The organism is Halomonas alimentaria (assembly GCF_009902005.1).
GTDB classification, from domain to species: Bacteria; Pseudomonadota; Gammaproteobacteria; order Pseudomonadales; family Halomonadaceae; genus Halomonas; species Halomonas alimentaria.
The window spans coordinates 1,720,158-1,740,331 of sequence record NZ_WUTT01000001.1; the positions used below are offsets into that span (position 1 = coordinate 1,720,158).

At 66.2% G+C, this 20,174-nt stretch carries 20 protein-coding genes; 5 read left to right on the forward strand and 15 right to left on the reverse strand.

Going from position 1 to position 20,174, the window contains the following annotated elements; genetic code table 11:
• The first annotated feature begins 179 nt into the window (after positions 1 to 179).
• The 5 genes from GRB96_RS08085 to GRB96_RS08105 all read left to right on the forward strand — a co-directional run bounded on the left by GRB96_RS08085 (position 180) and on the right by GRB96_RS08105 (position 4,692).
• On the forward strand, positions 180 to 1,772 hold the full coding sequence (locus GRB96_RS08085; RefSeq protein WP_161431673.1) for an MFS transporter: 1,593 nt from the start codon (positions 180 to 182) through the stop codon (positions 1,770 to 1,772).
• Positions 1,773 to 1,906: 134 nt separating this feature from the next.
• Positions 1,907 to 3,220 (forward strand): MFS transporter, encoded by a 1,314-nt coding sequence (locus tag GRB96_RS08090; protein WP_161431674.1) that lies wholly within the window; start codon positions 1,907 to 1,909, stop codon positions 3,218 to 3,220.
• A gap of 102 nt (positions 3,221 to 3,322) precedes the next feature.
• Positions 3,323 to 3,784 carry a DUF4870 family protein gene (locus GRB96_RS08095; RefSeq protein WP_205743507.1) on the forward strand — a complete coding sequence of 154 codons (462 nt, stop codon included), beginning with the start codon at positions 3,323 to 3,325 and terminating at the stop codon, positions 3,782 to 3,784.
• Positions 3,781 to 4,350 (forward strand): cytochrome c oxidase subunit 3 family protein, encoded by a 570-nt coding sequence (locus GRB96_RS08100; RefSeq protein ID WP_161431675.1) that lies wholly within the window; start codon positions 3,781 to 3,783, stop codon positions 4,348 to 4,350. The genes GRB96_RS08095 and GRB96_RS08100 overlap by 4 nt, the downstream gene beginning before the upstream one ends.
• Before the next feature lie 51 nt (positions 4,351 to 4,401).
• Positions 4,402 to 4,692 carry a hypothetical protein gene (locus GRB96_RS08105; RefSeq protein ID WP_161431676.1) on the forward strand — a complete coding sequence of 97 codons (291 nt, stop codon included), beginning with the start codon at positions 4,402 to 4,404 and terminating at the stop codon, positions 4,690 to 4,692.
• A 78-nt stretch (positions 4,693 to 4,770) separates the two neighbouring features.
• Here GRB96_RS08105 and GRB96_RS08110 read toward each other — a convergent pair whose 3' ends face one another.
• From GRB96_RS08110 to nirJ, 15 genes are all read right to left on the reverse strand, one after another.
• Positions 4,771 to 4,989, reverse strand: a complete 219-nt coding sequence (locus GRB96_RS08110; protein WP_161431677.1) for a hypothetical protein — start codon at positions 4,987 to 4,989, stop codon at positions 4,771 to 4,773.
• Between the two features lie 49 nt (positions 4,990 to 5,038).
• Positions 5,039 to 6,985 carry a nitric oxide reductase activation protein NorD gene (locus GRB96_RS08115; protein ID WP_161431678.1) on the reverse strand — a complete coding sequence of 649 codons (1,947 nt, stop codon included), beginning with the start codon at positions 6,983 to 6,985 and terminating at the stop codon, positions 5,039 to 5,041.
• Between the two features lie 88 nt (positions 6,986 to 7,073).
• Positions 7,074 to 7,886, reverse strand: coding sequence for a CbbQ/NirQ/NorQ/GpvN family protein (locus GRB96_RS08120; protein ID WP_161431679.1), 813 nt, complete (start codon positions 7,884 to 7,886; stop codon positions 7,074 to 7,076).
• A gap of 55 nt (positions 7,887 to 7,941) precedes the next feature.
• Complete coding sequence (locus tag GRB96_RS08125; RefSeq protein ID WP_161431680.1) at positions 7,942 to 9,297, reverse strand: cbb3-type cytochrome c oxidase subunit I; 1,356 nt, start codon at positions 9,295 to 9,297, stop codon at positions 7,942 to 7,944.
• 69 nt (positions 9,298 to 9,366) lie between these two features.
• Entirely contained in the window at positions 9,367 to 9,819 is a 453-nt protein-coding gene (locus GRB96_RS08130) for a c-type cytochrome (protein ID WP_161431681.1), read from the reverse strand.
• A gap of 239 nt (positions 9,820 to 10,058) precedes the next feature.
• Positions 10,059 to 10,787, reverse strand: coding sequence for an amino acid ABC transporter ATP-binding protein (locus tag GRB96_RS08135; protein ID WP_161433050.1), 729 nt, complete (start codon positions 10,785 to 10,787; stop codon positions 10,059 to 10,061).
• Positions 10,788 to 10,843: 56 nt separating this feature from the next.
• Positions 10,844 to 11,953: an amino acid ABC transporter permease gene (locus GRB96_RS08140; RefSeq protein ID WP_205743508.1), complete on the reverse strand. Its 1,110-nt coding sequence runs from the start codon at positions 11,951 to 11,953 to the stop codon at positions 10,844 to 10,846.
• 1 nt (position 11,954) lies between these two features.
• On the reverse strand, positions 11,955 to 13,133 hold the full coding sequence (locus tag GRB96_RS08145; protein WP_161431682.1) for an amino acid ABC transporter permease: 1,179 nt from the start codon (positions 13,131 to 13,133) through the stop codon (positions 11,955 to 11,957).
• A gap of 81 nt (positions 13,134 to 13,214) precedes the next feature.
• Positions 13,215 to 14,243, reverse strand: coding sequence for an amino acid ABC transporter substrate-binding protein (locus GRB96_RS08150; RefSeq protein ID WP_161431683.1), 1,029 nt, complete (start codon positions 14,241 to 14,243; stop codon positions 13,215 to 13,217).
• Between the two features lie 126 nt (positions 14,244 to 14,369).
• Positions 14,370 to 14,687: a carboxymuconolactone decarboxylase family protein gene (locus tag GRB96_RS08155; protein ID WP_161431684.1), complete on the reverse strand. Its 318-nt coding sequence runs from the start codon at positions 14,685 to 14,687 to the stop codon at positions 14,370 to 14,372.
• Positions 14,688 to 14,746: 59 nt separating this feature from the next.
• Positions 14,747 to 15,133 carry a SirB2 family protein gene (locus GRB96_RS08160; RefSeq protein WP_161431685.1) on the reverse strand — a complete coding sequence of 129 codons (387 nt, stop codon included), beginning with the start codon at positions 15,131 to 15,133 and terminating at the stop codon, positions 14,747 to 14,749.
• A gap of 21 nt (positions 15,134 to 15,154) precedes the next feature.
• Positions 15,155 to 16,366, reverse strand: a complete 1,212-nt coding sequence (locus GRB96_RS08165; RefSeq protein WP_161431686.1) for an NnrS family protein — start codon at positions 16,364 to 16,366, stop codon at positions 15,155 to 15,157.
• Between the two features lie 96 nt (positions 16,367 to 16,462).
• Positions 16,463 to 18,022, reverse strand: coding sequence for a nitrite reductase (locus GRB96_RS08170; RefSeq protein WP_161431687.1), 1,560 nt, complete (start codon positions 18,020 to 18,022; stop codon positions 16,463 to 16,465).
• Positions 18,023 to 18,042: 20 nt separating this feature from the next.
• Positions 18,043 to 18,879 carry a uroporphyrinogen-III C-methyltransferase gene (gene cobA, locus GRB96_RS08175; RefSeq protein ID WP_161431688.1) on the reverse strand — a complete coding sequence of 279 codons (837 nt, stop codon included), beginning with the start codon at positions 18,877 to 18,879 and terminating at the stop codon, positions 18,043 to 18,045.
• 20 nt (positions 18,880 to 18,899) lie between these two features.
• The gene (nirJ, locus tag GRB96_RS08180) at positions 18,900 to 20,132 is read right to left on the reverse strand and encodes a heme d1 biosynthesis radical SAM protein NirJ (protein ID WP_161431689.1); all 1,233 of its coding nucleotides are present in this window, start codon (positions 20,130 to 20,132) and stop codon (positions 18,900 to 18,902) included.
• Between the last annotated feature and the right edge of the window lie 42 nt (positions 20,133 to 20,174).

Sequence of the window (20,174 nt, forward strand, 5' to 3'; positions counted from 1 at the left end):
ATTAATTAAAGATTATCCCTCTCTACCTCCCTGGAGGTATACCCGCCCGACGTGGCGTCGTTTGCCACGTTTCCCGATTCCGCCTCCCGGCGTATCTTTCCACCATCTTCGTGCGCCTTGATATCGATCAACCGGTTCGGGGCCGATGCGAGCACCGCTAGACCTCAAGGGGAAACGCCATGACCAGGAAGAATGCCGACATCGAACAGTGGGATGTCGAGAACGAGGAGTTCTGGGAGTCGGAGGGCAAGCGGGTTGCCAACCGCAACCTATGGGTCTCCATTCCCAGCCTGCTGCTGGGCTTCGCCGTCTGGCTGATGTGGGGCATGATCACCACCCAGATGCAGAACCTGGGCTTCCCGTTCACGGTGGAGCAGCTGTTCACCCTGACGGCGATCGCCGGCCTGGCCGGCGCCACCCTGCGCATCCCCGCCTCCTTCATGATCCGCATCGCCGGCGGGCGCAACACCATCTTCCTGACCACCGCCCTGCTGATGATCCCCGCCATGGGCACCGGCATCGCGCTGATGAATCCCGAGACCCCCTTCTGGGTGTTCCAGGCACTCGCGCTGCTCTCCGGCATCGGCGGCGGCAACTTCGCCAACTCGATGAGCAACATCTCCAACTTCTTCCCCAAGAAGCAGCAGGGCTATGCCCTGGGGATGAACGCCGGGCTGGGCAACTTCGGCGTCACCTCCATGCAGATCCTGATCCCGCTGGTGATGACCGTGGGCCTGTTCGGCGCCCTGGGCGGCGACCCCATGGAGCTGCAGAAGGCCAGCGGCACCCTGATCGGGCGCATCGAGGCGGGCACCCAGACCTGGATCCAGAACGCCGGCTTCGTCTGGATGCTGTTCCTGATCCCGCTGGCCTTCGCCGGCTGGTTCGGCATGAACAACCTGCGCACCATCACCCCCAACCCGGGCACACCGCTGCAGGCCTTCGGCAAGATCCTCGGGCTCTACGGGGTCGGTGTCGTGACCTCCATCGTCGGCGTGGTGGCGCTGGGCTATCTCAACATGTGGCTCGCCCTGCCGCTGACCATCGTGCTCACCGTGGTGCTGCTGCGCCTGATTCCCGGTGACATCAAGCCCGGTATCAAGAAGCAGTTCGAGATCTTCTCCAACAAGCACACCTGGTCGATGACCGTGCTCTACATCGCCACCTTCGGCTCCTTCATCGGCTTCTCCGCTGCCCTGCCGCTCTCCATCTCGGTGATCTTCGGCAACATGATGGAGGTCGCCGCCGACGGCAGCATGACCCGCGTCGCCAACCCCGAGGCTCCCAGCGCCCTGACCTGGGCCTGGATGGGCCCCTTCGTGGGCGCCCTGATCCGTCCGGTGGGCGGCTGGATCTCCGACAAGCTGGGCGGTTCCATCGTCACCCAGGTGATCACCGCCATCATGGTGGTGGGCTCGGTGGGCGCCGGCTACGTGATGATGCTGGCCTACAACTCTACCGACCCCAACCAGTACTTCTGGATGTTCCTGCTGCTGTTCATCGTGCTGTTCGCCGCCAGCGGCATCGGCAACGGCTCCACCTTCCGCAGCATCGGCTTCATCTTCGACCCGCAGCAGAAGGGCCCGGCACTGGGCTGGACCTCGGCAGTGGCCGCCTATGGCTCCTTCATCGCCCCGCGGGTGATGGGCGAGCAGATCAAGGCCGGCACCCCGGAACTCGCCATGTACGGCTTCGCGGTCTTCTACGCGCTCTGCCTGGTGGTCAACTGGTGGTTCTACCTGCGCAAGAACGCCTACGTGAAGAATCCCTGAAGCCTCTATGAAGGAGTAATAAAGAGCCGATCTTTCACCATGATAGGTCGGCTTTTTTGATACCGATCAAGGCAATAATCACTCCCTGGCATATCCTGAAACCATCCCTTAACCCGGCAAACTCGGAGGGTCTTATGGCCTCTGAACGCTTCAAGCAAACCTCGGTGCTGATAGCCAACACCTTCGCCTTCACCATGTGCTTCATGGTGTGGACGATGTTCGGCGAGATCGGCGTACCGATCGCAGAGCAGCTCGACCTCAACGGCACCCAGTTCGGCATCCTCACCGCGGTACCCATCCTCACTGGCGCCCTGTCGCGGCTGCCGCTGGGCTCGCTGACCGACCGCTACGGCGGCCGCCCGGTGTTCTTCATTATCCTGCTGGTGATCGTGCCGGCCATCTGGCTGGTGCAGTTCGCCACCGCGTACTGGCAGCTGCTGGTACTCGGCGCCTTCGTCGGCCTCGCCGGCGGCTCCTTCTCGGTGGGCATCACCTACACCGCCAAGTGGTTCGAGAAGGATCGCCAGGGCCTGGCCATGGGGATCTTCGGCGCCGGCAACGCCGGGGCCGCGGTCACCAAGTTCATCGCCCCCACCGTGATCGTGGTACTGGGCTGGCAGGCCGTGCCCAACATCTACGCCGGCATCATGCTGGTCACCGCGGTGCTGTTCTGGTTCTTCACCTACTCCAACCCCGCCCACCGCACCGCCAGCAGCGTCTCGCTGCGCGACCAGCTCAGGGTCCTCAACGACCCCAAGGTGTGGAAGTACTGCCAGTACTACTCGGTAGTGTTCGGCGGCTATGTCGGCGTCTCCCTGTGGCTGACCCGCTACTACATGGGCGAATACGGTTTCGGCATCCAGGTCGCGGCGCTGATCGCCACCATCTTCGTGCTGCCTTCCGGGGTGATCCGCGCCTTCGGTGGCTGGCTCTCCGACCGCTTCGGCGCCCACACCGTCACCTGGACCTGCCTGTGGGCCAGCCTGATCGCGCTGTTCATCATGTCCTATCCCGAGACCCAGTACCGCGTGGCCGGTGCCGGCGGCGAAGGGATGGTCGAGTTTGGCTTCGGCATCCCGGTATGGCTGTTCACCACCGCCCTGTTCGTGGTGGGTATCGCCTGGGGCATCGGCAAGGCCTCGGTATTCAAGTACCTCTCCAACGAGTACCACGAGAACCTCGGCCTGGTCTCCGGCATCGTCGGCCTGGCCGGCGGTATCGGCGGCTTCCTGCTGCCGATCATGTTCGGCGCCCTGGTGGATATCACCGGCGTGGCCACCACCGTGTGGATGCTCTGCTTCGGTGTGACCCTGGTCTCGATCATCTGGATGTGGTGGACCGAGCGTCGCGTGCCGATGCTGACCCGCGACGAGAAACATCCGGGCAAATCCGCCGAGACCCAGTCCGCCGAAACCCAATCCGCCGAAACCAGGCCGACCGAGAGTTGATCCAGGCCAAGTCTTCCCGCAAGGTCTCGCGCTATAGTAGCATCCTGAATACATCTTAGGCCGGCCCGCCAGGGCCGGTCGCCTGCCAAGCGAGGACCCGTCATGTCCACCCCTCAGGCCTTCCCTGCCGCTTCCGGCGACCACTTCGCCGACGCGAATCCCGGCAAGCAGTCCCGCGGGCGCGGCGCCGCCATCATCGTCTACATGCTGTTCCTGGGCAGCGTGCTGGCGGTGGTCACTGCACCCATCGCCGTGCTGATCGCCCATTTCAAGCGTCCCGGTGCCGAGCCCTGGGTGCAGAGCCACCTGCAGTTCCAGATCCGTACCTTCTGGCTCGGCGTGCTGGGCGGCGCCGCCTTCATCGCCACCTGGCAGCTGCTGGGGCTGGCCGGCATCCCGCCCATGGCGCCCTGGGCCATGGGTTACCTCTACTTCACCGCCTGCATGATCTGGATGGTGGGGCGCTGCGCCGTGGGCATCGCCCGGCTGACCTCCAACCGCCCGATAGACAACCCGCGCAGCCTGGCCTTCGGCGGCTCCCGGGTAACCCTGACCGACGCATGAGGGAACAGGAGCTTCCCAACCCCGGGTGGGGGCCGCTCTCCGCCTTGCCCGGCAACCCGCTGATGTGGGTGCTGATCCTCAGCGAGTTGCTGGTGTTCATGGCGTTCTTCGCCCTCTATGCCGCCGAGCGTGCCGCCCAGGTGGCGCTGTTCGACGCTTCACAGCAGGAGCTCGACCCGCTGATGGGCGGGCTCAATACCCTGGTGCTGCTGACCAGCGGCCTGTGCGTGGCGCTGGCCGTGGAGGCCAGTGCCGCGGAACGTATCCGCCGTACCCGCCAGTGGCTGGCCGCCGCCATGGGGCTGGGCGTGCTGTTCGGGGTGATCAAGGTGGTCGAGTATTCGAGCAAGTTCGCCGTGGGGATCACCCCGGACACCAATACCTTCTTCGGCTTCTACTACGGCCTGACCGCCTTCCATTTCGCCCACGTGCTGTTCGGCCTGGCGCTGCTGGCCCTGGTCAGCTGGCGCACCAGCCTCGAGAACGTGGAGACCGCCGCCGCCTTCTGGCACATGGTCGACCTGATCTGGATCCTGCTCTACCCGCTGCTCTATTTATTGCGCTGAGGGCTCCCTATTGCGCTGAGGGCTCCCTTTTGTGCTGAACCGGAGGATGGCATGACCTCGCTGCCCGGTACCCGCCGACTGTTGACCACCTGGGCGATCCTGATGGGACTGACCCTGGTGTCCATGGTTTCGGCGCTCTTCGACGCCAACGACTGGCAGGCGCTGCCGCTATGGTCGGCGGCCCTGGTGATCCTGGCTACCGGCTTCAAGGCCCAGCGCCTGCTGATGGTCTACCTCAACCTGCGCATGGCCACCCCGGCCTGGAAGGGCGCCTTCGTGGGCCTGGTGGCGCTGACCCTGGCGCTGATCGGCGCCGGCTACCTGGTGGCACGGCTGACCTGACACTCGCTTCTCACAATGCCGAAGGGCCTGCATTGGCAGGCCCTTAGTCGTCGTGCGGTGCTGTTTCCTGGGGGGTGGCTAGCGCCGCTGCGGGTGATCGGGTGGCGTGCTTGCCCGGGCCCAGTTCTCCAGGGCGCGGCCCAGGCGCATCAGGGCATAGACCATGACCGGGGTCAGCAGCATCAGGCCGATGCCCCAGTCGCGGTTATTGATCAACCAAACCAGCGGCAGCACCAGCGCCACGGCGACCAGGCACCAGGCCGCCACGGCAAGGATCAGTCGGGTTTGAACGGTCATGGCGCGCTCCTCGGCGACGGTTCGACTGGCGAGTGGGAATGGAAAGGGCTCAGGTGGCGATGATCTGGCGGTAGATGCCCGGCAGGGCCAGTGACAGGTGCTCCGGGCGCTGCACGATGGCGTAGCCGCCACGACCGAAGAGGTGGGGGATATACTGCCCCGCCTCACGGTCGATGGTCACCCCGAACACCCGCACCTCCTGGCGCCGCGCTTCCAGCACCGCCTTGCGGGTATCCTCGATGCCGTAGCGCCCCTCGTAGTAGTCGTTGTCGTTGGGCTTGCCGTCGGTAAGCATCAGCAGCAGCCGGTGCCGATTGGGGCGTTCGCTCAGTTGCTTGGTCAGGTGGCGAATGGCCGGCCCCATGCGGGTATAGCTGCCGGGACGCAGCGCCGAGATGCGCCGCGTCACTCGATCCCCCATGGGCTCGTCGAACTCCTTCAGGGTGTTGACCCACACCTTGTGGCGGCGCTGGGAGGTGAAGCTGTGAATCGAATAATCGTCGCCACAGCCGGCCAGGCCATTGCCCAGCACCAGCAGCGCCTCCTTGGCCACGTCGAGCACCCGGCGGTCCTGCAGCCACGCCTCGGTGGAGAGCGAGACATCCACCAGGATCGATACCGCCAGGTCGCGGGCCTGGGTGCGGCTGGCCATGTAGAGACGATCGCTGGCCTCGCCGGTGGCGGCCAGGTCGCAGCGCGAGCGGATGACCGCATCCATGTCGAGTTCGCTGCCATCCAGCTGGCCGCGCAGGATCTCGCGCCGCGGGCGCAGCGCCTCGAATTCGCGACGCACGCGGCGGATGCGCCTGCGGGTCATCTCGTCGGGCGCCCAGTCCTCGCCTTCCTCACTCTGCACGTCGCTGTGCACCACACAGTGATCAGGCAGGTAGGCCTGCTTGCGGTGGTTCCACTCGGGATAGAGATGCTTGCCCTTGAGGCGGTCGCCAACAGCCTCGTCAGGGGCGAGGTCGAGGTCGAGCTTGAGCCGGGAGGAGGCCTTCTTGCGGTTGGAGCTGAGCACGATCTCGTCCATCTGATCGGCCGCCTGGCGTGCCTCCTCCTCTTCCTCGTCATCCACATGGCGATTGAGGTTCACCATCTCCGCCCAAGAGAGCATCTTCTCCATGTTGTTGAGCATCAACGGATCGTCACGATCGGCCTGGTCCTGCTCGCGGCGATCGGCCTGGCGCTTGCCGTGGTCATCGTCGGGCGAGGCGGCGGCGCTGGCCAGCTCCTCGTCATCATCCACGCTCTGCTCGCGTGCGCCGTCGCGGGTGCCCAGAGTGACCGCCTGTCCCCACAGCGGCACCGGCAGCGGCGGGCGATAGCCGCGTGGCGCGCGGAACTCCTCCAGCGGGAAGTCGCTCTCGCGGATGGCACGCTGCATGGCCAGGGCCCAGGCCTCCTCGGGGTCGGGGGCTCCGAGCTCGGCGCATATTGCCGACTCCAGGGCCGCCTCTCTGGGCGGCAGGCGCTTTCTCTGTGGCCGGATGGCCAGCAGTTCGCCGCACAGACGGACATAGCGCTCGGCAAGGCCGGGGAAGCGCGCCAGGGCGGCACGGGCGGTACGCCGCGCCTCGCGCAGCCGCGCCAGATCGGCCTGCAGAGGATCCTGTGGATATGTCAGCGGACGTGCCTCGGCCAGGTAGGCGGTCAGCCACAGGTAGAGGTCGCGGTTGAGAGCGGCCTCGGGGTAGAGCGCCAGGCGTGGCGGCAACAGCAGGTTCTCCTCGTCACGGCGGGCCTGGTCCAGGGCCTCCTCGTCGAGGCCCAGGCGCTGACGCAGACTCAGCCGGTGAGCCGAGGCGCGCCGGGCGATGGCCGCCACCTCGATGCCCTGCTCCCCACCGCCGGCGCGGAAGAAGACCCCCAGCATGGGGCGCAGGCTCTCGAGGCTGACCGCCGCCTCGGGGTGATCGGGGTAGCTCGCCGCCCCGGAGGCCCAGCGGTGCCAGAAACGGCCGACAGTCTCCTCGACCTCAAGAAAGTCCAGCATGATCAAGCTCCCGGGTATCGAAAGGGGCTGATTCGGGGACCTCCTCTTCGGCTTGCCCCCGGCGCCCCTTCCTTCAAGAAATATCTCATCAACCGAAGGTGGCCTGGATGGCCTCCATCAGGCCCTCCTGGACATCCGCATCATCGGAGAGCGGCTCCACCAGGGTGGCGCGGGCGGCATCGCGGATCGGCATGCCAGCCTGGATCAGGGTGGCGCAGTAGACCAGCAGGCGGGTGGAGACGCCCTCCTCCAGGTCCTGGCCCTTCATGGCACGCAGGCTGGCCGCTAGGTTGACCAGGGCGCTGCAGCGCTCGGGGTCCAGGCCGCTCTCGCGGGCGACGATATCGCGCTCCACCCTGGGCGGCGGGAAATCGAAGGACATCGCCACGAAGCGCTGGCGGGTACTGGGCTTCAGTGACTTGAGGATGTGCTGGTAGCCGGGGTTGTAGGAGACCACCAGCATGAAGTCGTCCGGTGCCTCGAGCAGTTCGCCGGTACGCTCCAGCGGCAGCAGGCGGCGGTCGTCGGTCAGCGGGTGCAGCACCACGGTGACGTCCTTGCGCGCCTCGACTACCTCGTCGAGGTAACAGATGCCGCCCTCGCGCACCGCGCGGGTCAGCGGGCCGTCGACCCAGCGTGTCTCGCCACCCTGCAGCAGGTAGCGGCCGGTCAAGTCGGCGGCGGTGAGGTCATCGTGGCAGGAGACGGTGAACAGTGGCTTGCCCAGCTTGGCGGCCATATGGCTGACGAAACGGGTCTTGCCGCAGCCGGTGGGGCCCTTGAGCAGCAGCGGCAGGCGCTGCTCGTAGGCATGCTCGAACATGGCGCACTCGTTGCCCACGCTGTCGTAGTAGGGAATCTCCTGGTCGGCGGGCTGCGCCGCCGCGGGGGAGAGGGTCATGGCGAAACTCCGTGTGGGTCAATCGAAGAGGGCCCCTGGCGGGGCCCTCGGGTGATCAGGCGCGATCGGCGCCAGCGGTGAGCTGAGTCCCGCCTGCGGGAACCTGCTCACGGGCAGGGCCGAAGAAGGCGTAGAGCAGCAGGCCGCTACCGATGGCCACGGCGATGCCGGAGCCCAGGCGCATGCCATAGAACAGCACCAGCTGGTCCTGCACCTCCATGAAGTTCATGCCCAGCACGCGCTGCAGGTGGGTCTGGACGACGCCTGCAAAGGTCAGCGTGAAGGTCATGAAGCACATGGCGCCGGTCACGATCCAGAAGCCCCACATGTTCATTACCTGGTTGTAGGGCTGGACGCGGCGCAGCTGCGGCATGGCGAAGCTGATGATACCCAGCATCAGCATCACGTAGGCGCCGTAGAAGGCCAGGTGGCCGTGGGCCGCGGTGACCTGGGTGCCGTGGCTGTAGTAGTTGACCCAGTGCAGGGTGTGCATGAAGCCCCACACGCCGGCGCCGAAGAAGGCAACGGTCGGGCAACCGAGCGCCCACAGCATGGCGGCCTTGTTGGGGTGGTTACGGCTGCCCTTCCAGAACATGGTGAAGGCGAACACCACCATGGCGAAGAAGGGGATCACCTCCAGGGTGGAGAAGATGCTGCCGATGGGCTGCCAGTAGCTCGGCGCACCGATCCAGTAGTAGTGGTGACCGGTGCCCAGCAGGCCGGAGAACAGCGACAGGCCGACGATGACGTAGAGCCACTTCTCGATCACCTCGCGGTCGACGCCGGTCATCTTGATCAGCAGGTAGCCGAGCAGGGAGGCCATGATCAGCTCCCACACGCCCTCGACCCAGAGGTGCACCACCCACCACCAGTAGAGCTTGTCCACGGCGAGGTTGGAGGGGTTGTAGAAGGCGAACAGCCAGAATACCGCGGCCAGCCACAGGCCCAGCATCAGCACCAGGTTGATGGCGGTGCGGCGCCCCTTGAGCAGGGTCATGCTGGTGTTGAACAGGAACATCAGGAAGGAGATGGTGATCAGCACCTTGACCCAGAACGGCTGCTCGAGGAACTCGCGCCCCTCGTGGATCCCGAACTGGTAGCCGACCAGCGCCGCGGCACCGGCGAAGGCGAAGATCGCCAGCTGGATATAGGCGATGGTGGGACTGTGGATCTCCTGCTCGGCCTCTTCCGGCATCAGGTAGTAGGTCGCGCCCATGAAGCCGATCAGCAGCCACACGATCAGCAGGTTGGTATGGCTGACCCGCATGATGTTGAAGGGCATCAGCTCGGCCATGAAGTTCGGCCACACATAGACAGAGGCAGCCAGCAGCCCGAAGACGATCTGCAGCGCGAAGAGCGCCATGGCCACCATGAAGAATGGCAGGGCCACCTTCTGGGTTTCATATTTCATTGGTGTCGTTCTCCTTGATTCATCCCGGTCCGGCGATCCGGCGGTCCGGCGATCCGGCGTTCAGGTGGTTCAGCCGGCGGGGTGCGGCGGCCAGTCCTGGTCGTCGATGCCGTCGGTCCACTCGAGGAAGTCGATCAGCGCGTTCATCTCCTCGTCGCTGAAGTCGTAGGCCGGCATCTGGCGGCGGCCCTGGGTGCCCAACGGCTGGGCGCGGATCCACGCGGCCAGGCCGGCACGCGCCGCCTCGGGGTTCTGGTGGCCGCCGTAGCGTTCCCAGACGTTACCCAGCTCCGGCGCGAAATAGGCGCCCTCGCCCATGATGCTGTGGCAGTTGATGCACATGTTCTTTTCCCAGATGTGCTTGCCTTCCACGACAGACTCGGTGAGCCCCTCCTTGTCGGTGGACTTGTTGACCATGTACCAGTGGCTGTGCGCCGTCAGGGCGGTGAACAGCAGAAAGAAGAACAGCGACCCGCCATAGAAAATATTGCGGGCCGCCGACTTGGTGAGACCGTCGGCCATGAATCTTTCCCCCCTTGCTCGTCTGGCAGGCGCGTCGCGGAATCCACGGGTTACGCCTGGCGATTTCTTAACATGCATTGCTGATGCATGTTAAGCCTACCAGAAGAGAGTGGCTCAAGGCTTTGACGCTGGTCAAATAGTGCAGGAAGGTAGCAAATCGCGAGCGGTCAGAACCCGAAAGAACGCCGCCCGCGTGGGGATAAAGGGCTTGTCGGCAAGCCTAGCACAGCCTGGCGGCCTCAGTGGCCGAGAATCTGGCTGAGGAACAGCTGGGTACGCTCGGACTGCGGGTGGTTGAAGAACTGTTCGGGGGGTGCCTGCTCGATGATCTGCCCCTGATCCATGAAGATCACCCGGTCGGCGACGGTCTTGGCGAAGCCCATCTCGTGGGTGACACAGAGCATGGTCATGCCCTCGCGGGCCAGCTCGACCATCACGTCGAGCACCTCCTTGATCATCTCGGGGTCCAGCGCCGACGTGGGCTCGTCGAAGAGCATCACCTCGGGCTGCATGCACAGCGCCCGGGCGATGGCCACCCGCTGCTGCTGGCCACCGGAGAGCTGGCCAGGGTACTTGCGGGCCTGGTCGGCGATCTGCACCCGCTCGAGGATCTCCATCGACGTGCGCTCGGCCTCGGCGCGCGGCTTCTTCTGCACCCAGGTCTGGGAGATGCAGCAGTTGTCCAACACGCTCAGGTGGGGAAAGAGGTTGAAGTGCTGGAACACCATGCCGACATTACGGCGGATCTGCTCGATGCGCTTCACGTCCCTGGTCATGGGCATGCCATTGACCACGATGCGCCCCTCCTGATGCTCCTCGAGGTGGTTGATGCAGCGGATCAGGGTCGACTTGCCCGAACCCGAGGGGCCGCAGATGACGATGCGCTCGCCGCGGGCCACGGTCAGGTCGATATCGCGCAGCACGTGGAAGTCGCCATACCACTTGTTGAGCCCGGCAATCTCGATCATCGGCGAGTCGGCCTGGGCGGCATTTGCCTGGTTCATGTCGGGTCGAATCCTTGTTGTCAGTTGCGATGGCCGGTGTGCAGGCGGCGCTCGATGTACTGGCTGTAGCGCGACATGCTGAAGCAGAACACCCAGAACACCAGGGCGGCGAAGACATAGCCCTCGGTGGCGAAGCCCAGCCAGTCACTGTCGGTCAGCCCCGCCCGGATGATCGCCAGCAGGTCGAAGAGGCCGATGATCAGCACCAGTGAGGTATCCTTGAAAAGCGCGATGAAGGTGTTGACGATGCCGGGGATCACCAGCTTGAGCGCCTGGGGCAGCACGATCAGCGCCATGCGCTGCCAGTAGCCCATGCCCAGCGCCTTGGCGGCCTCCTCCTGCCCCCGCGGGATCGCCTGGAGTCCACCACGCACCACCTCGGCCATGTAGGCACTCCAGAACAGCATGATGCCCACCAGGGCCCGCAGCAGCTTGTCGAACTCCACCTGGGTCGGCACGAACAGCGGCAGCATCACCGAGGCCATGAACAGCACGGTGATCAGCGGCACGCCGCGCCAGAACTCGATGAATACCACGCAGAAGCCACGCACCAGCGGCATCTTCGAACGCCGCCCCAGGGCCAGCACCACGCCGATGGGCAGCGAGCCGACGATCCCCACGGTGGCGATGGTCAGGGTCAGCATCAGACCGCCCCAATCGCGCGTCGGTACGTGTTCGAGGCCAAAGCTGCCACCCACCAGCAGGAAGAAGGCCACCATCGGGAAGCCCACCAGGGCGAACAGCCCCACCCAGCGCTTGGCGGGCAGGCGTGGGATGGCCAGCCAGGCCACCAGCACCGCCATCAGCAGGAAGACCAGATCCACCCGCCAGCGCTCGGCCTCGGGGTAGAAGCCATAGACGATGGACTCGAAGCGGGCGCTGATGAACACCCAGCAGGCTCCCTCGCCGCTGCACGCCTCCCGTGAGTTGCCGATCCAGTCGGCCTGCAGCACCGCCCACTGCAGCGCCGGCCACAGCAACCAGGCCAGCAGTGCGGCGGTGACCACCGTCACCGCCCCGTTGAGCGGCGTATTGAAGAGGTTGGCCCTGAGCCACCCCACCGCCCCCCGGCGCAAGTCGGGCGCGCGGCGCTCGGGAATCATCTCGGTTCGGGTCGAAGTCGGTTCCATGTCACCGCTCCTTGAGCAGGGTGCGCGCGTTGTAGAGGTTCATCAGCGCGGACACCACCAGGTTGATCAGCAGGTAGACGGCCATGGTCATGGCGACGATCTCGATGGCCTGCCCGGTCTGGTTCAGCGCCGTGCCGGAGAACACCGCCACCAGGTCCGGGTAGCCGATCGCGGTGGCCAGCGAGGAGTTCTTGATCAGGTTGAGGTGCTGGCTGGTCAGCTGCGGCACGATCACCCGCATCGCCTGGGGAATCACCACCTTGCGCAGGATGATGCCGGCGGGCAGGCTCAGCGCCTTGGCGGCCTCCACCTGCCCCTGGGGTACCGACTGGATCCCAGAGCGTACGATCTCGGCGATGAAGGAGGCGGTGTAGATGGAGAGCGCCAGCCACAGTGCGATCAGCTCGGGAAGCACCGTCACGCCACCCTGGAAGTTGAAGCCCTTGAGCGTCGGGATGGACCACTCCAGCGGCATGCCGGTGACCAGGAAGGTGGCGAAAGGCAGCCCGATCAGCAGCAGGGCACCCAGCCTGAACACCGGCAGCGGCCGGCCGGTTTCGGCCTGGCGACGCTTGGCGAAACGCACCAGCCCCCAGGTGGCGAGAACCGCCACCAGCAGCGCCCAGGGAGTAGCAGCGAAGCCGGCCAGCGGCTGGGGGTCGGGCAGGACCACGCCGCGCACGTTGAGGAAGATCACCTCGAACAGCGAGAGGCTGTCGCGCGGGCTGGGCAGGGCCTGCAGCACGGCGAAGTACCAGAAGAGGATCTGCACCAGCAGCGGGATATTGCGGAAGATCTCCACGTAGGCGGTGGCCAACCGGGCCAGCAGCCAGTTGGGCGACAGCCGGGCGATGCCCACGGCGAAGCCGATCAGGGTCGCCGCCACGATACCCATGGCGGAGACCAGCAGGGTATTGAGCAGGCCCACCACGAAGGTGCGGGCATAGGTGCTGTCGCCGGAGTAGTCGATCAGCGTCTGGGGAATCGAGAAGCCGGCACGCTCCTGAAGGAAGCCGAAGCCGGTGGTGATGCCCCGGGCCTCGAGGTTGGCCAGGGTGTTGGACACCACCATGGCGATGAACGCCCCCAGTGCCAGCAGCAGGATGCCCTGCACCAGCAGGGCGCGGAAGGTGGGGTCACGCCATAGCGGCCCCCTCTCCCGTGAGGAAGAACGCAGCATAACGAGCCTCGCAGACGTACCCGGAACGGCACCACGCATGTCGCCATGCGTGGTGCCAGGTCATTGGACGTTCAGGATGGGTCAGCGAACCGGCGGCGCATAGAGGATGCCGCCCTCGTTCCACAGCGCGTTCACCCCGCGGCTGATCTGCATGGGGGAGTCCTCGCCCACGGTGCTGGCGAACACCTCGCCATAGTTGCCCACGTGCTTGACGATGTTGTAGGCCCAGTCATTGCCGATACCCAGCTGCTCGCCATAGTTGCCGTCAACGCCCAACAGACGCGCTACCTGGGGGTTGGGGGCATCGTCGCGCATCTCGTCGACGTTCCCGGAGGTCACGCCCAGCTCCTCGGCGTTGACCATGGCGAAGATCGACCACTGCACGATATCGAACCACTGGTCATCCCCCTGGCGCACCACGGGCCCGAGTGGCTCCTTGGAGATCAGCGTCTCGAGGATCTCGACACTGTCCGGCTCAGGCAGCTGCAGGCGCAGGGCACTGAGCTGGGAAGTGTCGGAGGTCAGGATGTCGCAGCGGCCGCTGGCGAAGCCCTGGGCGGTCTGGTCGGGGGTGTCGAAGGTGACGGTCTGGATCTCGATGCCACGGGAGGGGAAGTAGTCGGCCAGGTTGAGCTCGTGGGTGGTGCCGGACTGGATGCAGATCGAAGCGCCATCGAACTGCTCTGGCCCCTCGATACCCAGGTCCTTGGCCACCATGAAGCCCTGGCCATCGTAGAAGGTAGTGGCGGTGAAGTTCAGGCCCAGCGAGTTGTCGCGGGTCGCCGTCCAGGTGGTGTTGCGCGAGAGCACGTCGATCTCGCCGGACTGTAGTGCGGTGAAGCGCTCCTTGGCGGTCAGCGGGGTGAAGGAGACCGCTTCCGGATCGCCCAACACGGCGGCGGCGATACCGCGACAGGTCTCCACATCGAGCCCCTGCCAGGTGCCATTCTCGTCGGGGGAGGAGAAGCCGGAAAGGCCGACGTTGACACCGCAGCGCAGCTCGCCGCGCTCCTGGACCTCGTCCAGGGTGGCGGCAGAGGCCTGGGCGGAAAGCCCCACGCCGAGGGCCAGGGCAGGAAGGGACCACAGCATCTTGTTGTTGTAACGCATGAAAGACTCCCGGTCTGTTATGTCTTGATCTGCTGATGCAGCAGCCTCGAACCTAGCAGAGCCGGGAGTTCCGATGCCAATAAGGCGATTAAACGCTTGTCCCAGCGGCCCGGAGGGCCGCCGTAGTCAGGAGTCGGTGATGTCCTCGATCCAGGTCAGCGCCGCGACACCGCGGGGCAGGCCCAGGGTGGGGATGGAAAGCATGGCCACCTGCTTGAGGGCCTCCGCGGTCTCGCCCTCCTCCAGGGCGCGGCGGGCATGGGAGTGCACGGCGCCCTCGGAGCGTGCGCCCACGGCCAGGGCCAGCTTCACCAGTCGGCGGGTACGCGCGTCCAGCGGGCCACTCTCGGCACAAGCCCTGCCCAGCTCGGCGTAGGCGTCCCACACTTCGGGGTACTGCTCGGCCACCTGACCGGCACCGGAGGGAAGATCCTGTTTCGACATGCCAAGTTCCTTCTGCGGATGAATGTGGCGTCAGTATAGGTCACTCGACCGGGGCCGCGTCACGCCAGCCAGGAGAGCGCGCTCTTGGTGATGGCCGCGCCCAGCATGTACAGGAACACCAGTACCGCCGCCACACCGGCCACGCCACGCACCGCCGGGCTTCGCCCGCGCTTGATCGCCAGCGTGCCCAGGCCGATGTAGACCAGCAGGGCGATCAGCTTGGCGGCCAGCCAGGGATGCTGGTGGGGCCATAGCGAGAGCATCACCATCAGCACCACACCCAGCGTCAGCAGCAGCGTGTCGATGACATGGGGGGCGATCCTCACCCAGCGCGCCTGCAGCACCGGCGCCTCGCGCACCGACCAGACGGCGCGCAGCATGAAGAAGAGGATGCTCAGGGTGGCGGCGGTGATATGCAGGTGCTTGATAAGGAAGTAGTGTTCCATCGAGGCGCTCCGAGTGCGTGGCTAGCCATCCTTGCCGTCGGCACGGGGCGACAGCAGCGGCCCCGTATAGTGGAACAGGAAGACGCCATAGGCCAGGCACCAGAAGATGATTCCCAGGTTGTAGGTCCAGTGGGTGATCTGCGGGAAGAGCACCAGCACCGGCGAGCGCAGGAGCGCAGCGGCCACCATCAGCGCGAGGGCCACCCCGATGCCGGGCAGGCAACGGATGGGGCGTGCGGTGTGGCCCAGCGAGACCCGCGCCATCATCGACAGCATCATGGTGCCCATGCCGCCGATGGTCAGGGCGTGCAGCGCGGCATCCGCGCGGCTGCCGGCGAGCAGCGCCAGGGCCCACATGACCAGGCCCAGCGGAATGCAGGCATAGCTCAGGTGCAGGCCCCACAGCAGTGGCTCGCGCCAGCTGTGCTGGCCGCCCCAGCGCGCCAGGCGCACGGCGTTGGCCACCGCCGCCAGCAGCATCAGGCCCGCCAGCAGCGCGGGGGGCAGCGCCACGCCCAGGGCGACGAGCAGCTGGCCGACCACCACCGCCATCACGCTACCCAGGCTCAGGTATTCGAGAACCGGAATCGGCGGTTTGCGAGTCAGCCCCAGGCGGTTGGCGGTGAACATGGCGATCACCCGACCGCCCACCACCACCATCAGCAGGGTGATCAGCAGCACCGCCAGGTGTGCGGCAGGGCGAATCAGCTCCGCCTCGCCGGAGAGCACGCCCAGGTGCATCAGCAGGTTGGCCAGGGTCAGCAGTCCCAGGGCCGGCAGGAAGATCAGGTTGCGCCAGCGCCGCGCACGGATCACCAGGCTCGCCATCACCGCCGCCACCACCGGCAGGAAGGCGAGATCCACCGCCGCCACCAGCCAGCCTGGCAGCCCCATGGGAAAGGCCATCAGCACACGCGCCGCCAGCCACAGTGCGACCAGCCCCAGCAGCGGCCCGCCCTTGAGGCTGGGCAGCCCGGTCCAGTTCTGCACCGCGGTGAGCAGGAAGCCCGCCACCACGGCAACGGCAAAACCGAACAGCATCTCGTGCTGGTGCCAGAACATCAGCCCGCCCTGGGGGCGCAGCAGGATATCGCCGTGCCAGAAGGCGAACCACACCACCAGGGAGAGGATGCTGAACAGCGCGGCGAGCAGGAAGAAGGGACGGAAGGCCAGACGCGCCACCGCTAGCTGGGTCGGTGCGAAGGCGGTCTGGCTGGTGCGGGAGGAGGTCATGTCGCGATACCCGTATGAGACGCTTGGATGGTGCCATTGTGCGCCGACGGGCTCGCGACTTCCATGACAGGTATCAAGAATACTTCTTATGGCACCTCAGTGGCTGGTGCCCTCCTCGTACCTGGTCTTGTTCCAGACGTTGTACTTGCCGGAGGGCTTGCTCATCGGGATGCGCTTCTCCTCCTCGAGGGTCTCGGCGTCATAGACGATCACCGCGCCATCGTCTTCCCACAGGCTGAGCAGCAGCTTCTCGCCGTAGCGATCGAACTCCACGTGGGCGGCGGTCTTGCCGGGCTCGGGAATCAGCGTCTCGACGATCTCGAGGCTCTGCTTGTCGATGACATGCACCCGGTCGCGGTTGGGGCCGAAGAAGACGTCCGCCCAGACATAGGGCGAGTTGGCATGGCTGCGCATGAAGAAGCCGGGGCCATCGGTCTCGAGGGTCTTGATGACCTCCCAGCTGGTCATGTCGATGATCGATACCGCCGCCCGGGTCAGGTGGGGCGTCGCCATCACCCGGCGCCCCTCATGTTCCCAGGTGATGCCCGAGCCGAGGTGGGGCATCCCCTCCAGGGGCAGGTCGGCTACCTTCTCGCCACTGTCCAGATTGACCACCATGCCGCCCTGGCCGCCCCGTGAGGCGCCGATGACGTGCGCGTAGTCGAGGTCGAAGAAGAAGTCATCGAGGTAGTCCGGGACCGGGATGCGCCGCACCCGGAAGTTGGGCGTGTCGTGGCCACGTCGTGGCGCCAGCGGCGTCGCCATGTGGCCGGTGGAGACCACCGGCTCGGTGGGCAGCGGCCAGGGAATCTCCCACACCTCCTCGATATCCTTCAGCGCGGCGATGAAGCTGCCCCGCGGCGGGGCGGCGTAGACGGCGCTGACCCGCGAGCTCTCGCCGTTCTCGCCCACCGCCGGATAGACCTTCATCAGGTCGAGGTTGTGGGCATCGAAAAGCACCAGGCTGTGGGGCAGGTAGTTGGCGGCCATCACGTAGCGGCCATCCCCGGAGACGGCGATATTGCGCATGTTGATACCGGCGCGCACCTCGGCCACCACCTGCATGTTGTAGATGTCGTACTTGGTCACCCAGCCGTCCCGGGAGCCGAAGAACACGTAGCGTCCATCCGGGGTGTACTTGGGTCCGCCGTGCAGGGCATAGCGGGTGGCGAAGCGATGAATCGGCTCGAAGGTATCGCCGTCGAGCAGGGTGGCGTGGTGGTCACCGGTCTCCACCACGATGAACAGGTTGAGCGGGTCGGCGTCGAAGCGCGGTTCGTCAGGCAGGCTGCCATCGGGATGGTGCACCAGCTGGCTGGCCAGGATCTCGTCGCGCCCCCAGCTCGGCTCCACCTCGGGCTCGCGGTAGATCCACTCGGCCAGCGAGGTGACCTGATCCTCTTCGAGCTGATCGGCAAATCCCGGCATCTGGCTGGCCGCACGGCCGTCACGGATCACCGCCTCGGCGGCTGCCGGCTTGAGACGTGACAGGTTGCCCGGCAGCAGCGCCGGGCCGATACCACCCAGGCGGTCGGCACCGTGGCAGGAGGCACAGTGGGTCTGGTAGAGCGCCTCGGTATCCGCACCACCCTCGGCCAGGACGGCCGCGGGCAGCAGCATGGCAACAGCCAGCAGCGCCAGGAGTCGCGGGATCATTGCGAGTCTTCCATGAACTGTCACAGGGCAATCCGCTCCAGGGCGGCACCCTCGATAAAGGAGGCCTCCTCCGGCGCGGGCTGGGCCAGGGTATCGGCCAGGCGCACCACCTCACCCACCACGATCAGGGTGGGCGGACGCAGCCCTTCCCTGGCGATGGTCTCGACCAGCTCGCCCAGGCAGGTGATGACCTGGCGCTGCTCGGGGGTGGTGCCACGCTCGACCAGGGCCACCGGGTGCTCGGCCGGCAGGCCGTGGCGCTGCAGCTCGCGGCGAATCAGCTCGGCATTGGCCAGGCCCATGTAGAACACCGTGGTCTGGTGCGGGGCGGCCAGCGAGGCCCAGTTCAGGGCCAGGTCACCATCCCCCTTGCAGTGGCCGGTAACGAAGGTGACGCTCTGGGCATAGTCACGATGGGTCAGCGGGAAGCCACCGTAGGCGGCACAGCCCTGGGCGGAGGTGATGCCCGGCACCACGCGAAAGCCCACGCCATGCTCGATCAGCACCTCGGCTTCCTCGCCGCCGCGACCGAAGATGTAGGGGTCGCCCCCCTTGAGGCGCACCACGCGACGGCCCTCCCGGGCCAGGCGCACCAGCAGGGCGTTGGTCTCGTCCTGGGTCAGCGCATGGCAGCGCGACGCCTTGCCCACGTAGAAGCGTCGCGCCCTGGGGCTGGCCAGGGCCAGCACCTCACGGGAGACCAGCCGGTCGTAGACCAGGCAGTCGGCCTGCTCGATCAGCGACAGGGCACGCAGGGTCAAGAGGCCGGGATCTCCGGGGCCGGCGCCGATGATGGCCACCTCGCCGGACGCCAGCGGCGCCTCGGCCAGGTCATAGGAAACACGGTGTGACGGCATGGCGGTACTCCTCGCTAGCCTCAGCTGATCTCGACGGCCTGGATGGCCTCATGGGGTGGGGAGGAATAGGGTGCCGCCACCCGACGCTCGCCCCCCTCGGCGACGCCGATCTCGGCGTTGGTCAGGTAACAGCCGGGATCCTCCTCCCAGGGATCGCCGCTGACCTTCCAGGCGCGTACCCGTGTGTTGCCGTTGCAGATCGGCAGGTAACGGCACTCGGCGCAGCGCCCCTTGAGCGGCCGCGGCCGCTGGCGGAAGCCGACCATCAGCGGGTCCCGGGTATCACGCCAGATCGTGGAGAAGGGGCGCTCGCGGACACTGCCCAGGTCGTGGTCCCACCAGAAGGTATCCGGGTGGACGTGGCCCAGGTTGTCGATATTGGCGATATGCTCGCCGGAGGCGTTGCCGCCCCAGTCGAGCAGCCGCTGCTCCAGGGCCGCGGCCTGGTCGGGGAAGTGCTCCCGGGCCCACATCAGCAGGAAGGGCCCATCGGCGTCGTTGTTGCCGGTGACATACTCGCGCTCCACGCCACGCGAGAGCTCATCGCGGCAGTGGTCGAAGAGCCGGGTCATGGCGTCGCGGGTCATCTGGTGCCAGGCGTCCTGCTTGCTGTGGCGCCGGCCGCGGCCGCCGTAGTTGAGGTGCGAGAGGTAGAACTTGTCGACGTCATGCTCGTCGAGCAGGGCCAGGATATCGCCGAGCTGCTCGTAGTTCTCGCGGGTCAGGGTGAAGCGCAGGCCCACCTTGATACCGCGCTCCTTGCACAGCTTCACCGCATGCATGGACTCGCGGAAGGCACCCTTCCGCTGGCGGATGACGTCGTGGGTCTCCTCGAGGCCATCGATGCTGATGCCCACGTAGTCGTAGCCGACGTCGGCGATCTCGTCGATGTTCTCCTCGGTAATCAGGGTGCCGTTGGTGGAGAGTCCGGTGTAGATCCCCAGCTCCCGGGAGCGGCGCGACAGCTCGAAGATGTCGGGCCGCATCAGCGGCTCGCCGCCGGAGAGGATCAGCGCCGGCACCCGGAAGGCAGCGAGGTCGTCGAGAACCGCATGGGCCTCGGCGTTGGAGAGTTCGCCGGCGAAGTCGATATCCGCCGAGGTGGTGTAGCAGTGCTTGCAGGTCAGGTTGCAGCGACGGATCAGGTTCCAGATCACCACCGGGCCGGGCGGCTTGCGCGCCGGCCCTCTTGTTTCCTGACCCTGGGGACCCGGTTCCATCAGGCTCTTGATATAGCGGGTGACGCGGAACATGGCGTTCTCCTGCTGGGATTTGCTGTGCTGAGCCGCCGCTGC

Excerpts from the sequence above, each read along its gene's own strand:
- GRB96_RS08165 (WP_161431686.1), bottom strand. The coding sequence starts at position 16,366 with ATGACCTCCTCCCGCACCAGCCAGACCGCCTTCGCACCGACCCAGCTA.
- GRB96_RS08125 (WP_161431680.1), bottom strand. The coding sequence starts at position 9,297 with ATGAAATATGAAACCCAGAAGGTGGCCCTGCCATTCTTCATGGTGGCC.
- GRB96_RS08140 (WP_205743508.1), bottom strand. The coding sequence starts at position 11,953 with ATGGAACCGACTTCGACCCGAACCGAGATGATTCCCGAGCGCCGCGCG.
- nirJ (WP_161431689.1), bottom strand. The coding sequence starts at position 20,132 with ATGTTCCGCGTCACCCGCTATATCAAGAGCCTGATGGAACCGGGTCCC.
- GRB96_RS08130 (WP_161431681.1), bottom strand. The coding sequence starts at position 9,819 with ATGGCCGACGGTCTCACCAAGTCGGCGGCCCGCAATATTTTCTATGGC.
- GRB96_RS08100 (WP_161431675.1), top strand. The coding sequence starts at position 3,781 with ATGAGGGAACAGGAGCTTCCCAACCCCGGGTGGGGGCCGCTCTCCGCC.
- GRB96_RS08145 (WP_161431682.1), bottom strand. The coding sequence starts at position 13,133 with ATGCTGCGTTCTTCCTCACGGGAGAGGGGGCCGCTATGGCGTGACCCC.
- GRB96_RS08155 (WP_161431684.1), bottom strand. The coding sequence starts at position 14,687 with ATGTCGAAACAGGATCTTCCCTCCGGTGCCGGTCAGGTGGCCGAGCAG.
- cobA (WP_161431688.1), bottom strand. The coding sequence starts at position 18,879 with ATGCCGTCACACCGTGTTTCCTATGACCTGGCCGAGGCGCCGCTGGCG.
- GRB96_RS08090 (WP_161431674.1), top strand. The coding sequence starts at position 1,907 with ATGGCCTCTGAACGCTTCAAGCAAACCTCGGTGCTGATAGCCAACACC.
- GRB96_RS08085 (WP_161431673.1), top strand. The coding sequence starts at position 180 with ATGACCAGGAAGAATGCCGACATCGAACAGTGGGATGTCGAGAACGAG.
- GRB96_RS08095 (WP_205743507.1), top strand. The coding sequence starts at position 3,323 with ATGTCCACCCCTCAGGCCTTCCCTGCCGCTTCCGGCGACCACTTCGCC.
- GRB96_RS08110 (WP_161431677.1), bottom strand. The coding sequence starts at position 4,989 with ATGACCGTTCAAACCCGACTGATCCTTGCCGTGGCGGCCTGGTGCCTG.
- GRB96_RS08120 (WP_161431679.1), bottom strand. The coding sequence starts at position 7,886 with ATGACCCTCTCCCCCGCGGCGGCGCAGCCCGCCGACCAGGAGATTCCC.
- GRB96_RS08115 (WP_161431678.1), bottom strand. The coding sequence starts at position 6,985 with ATGCTGGACTTTCTTGAGGTCGAGGAGACTGTCGGCCGTTTCTGGCAC.
- GRB96_RS08160 (WP_161431685.1), bottom strand. The coding sequence starts at position 15,133 with ATGGAACACTACTTCCTTATCAAGCACCTGCATATCACCGCCGCCACC.
- GRB96_RS08105 (WP_161431676.1), top strand. The coding sequence starts at position 4,402 with ATGACCTCGCTGCCCGGTACCCGCCGACTGTTGACCACCTGGGCGATC.
- GRB96_RS08170 (WP_161431687.1), bottom strand. The coding sequence starts at position 18,022 with ATGATCCCGCGACTCCTGGCGCTGCTGGCTGTTGCCATGCTGCTGCCC.
- GRB96_RS08135 (WP_161433050.1), bottom strand. The coding sequence starts at position 10,787 with ATGATCGAGATTGCCGGGCTCAACAAGTGGTATGGCGACTTCCACGTG.
- GRB96_RS08150 (WP_161431683.1), bottom strand. The coding sequence starts at position 14,243 with ATGCGTTACAACAACAAGATGCTGTGGTCCCTTCCTGCCCTGGCCCTC.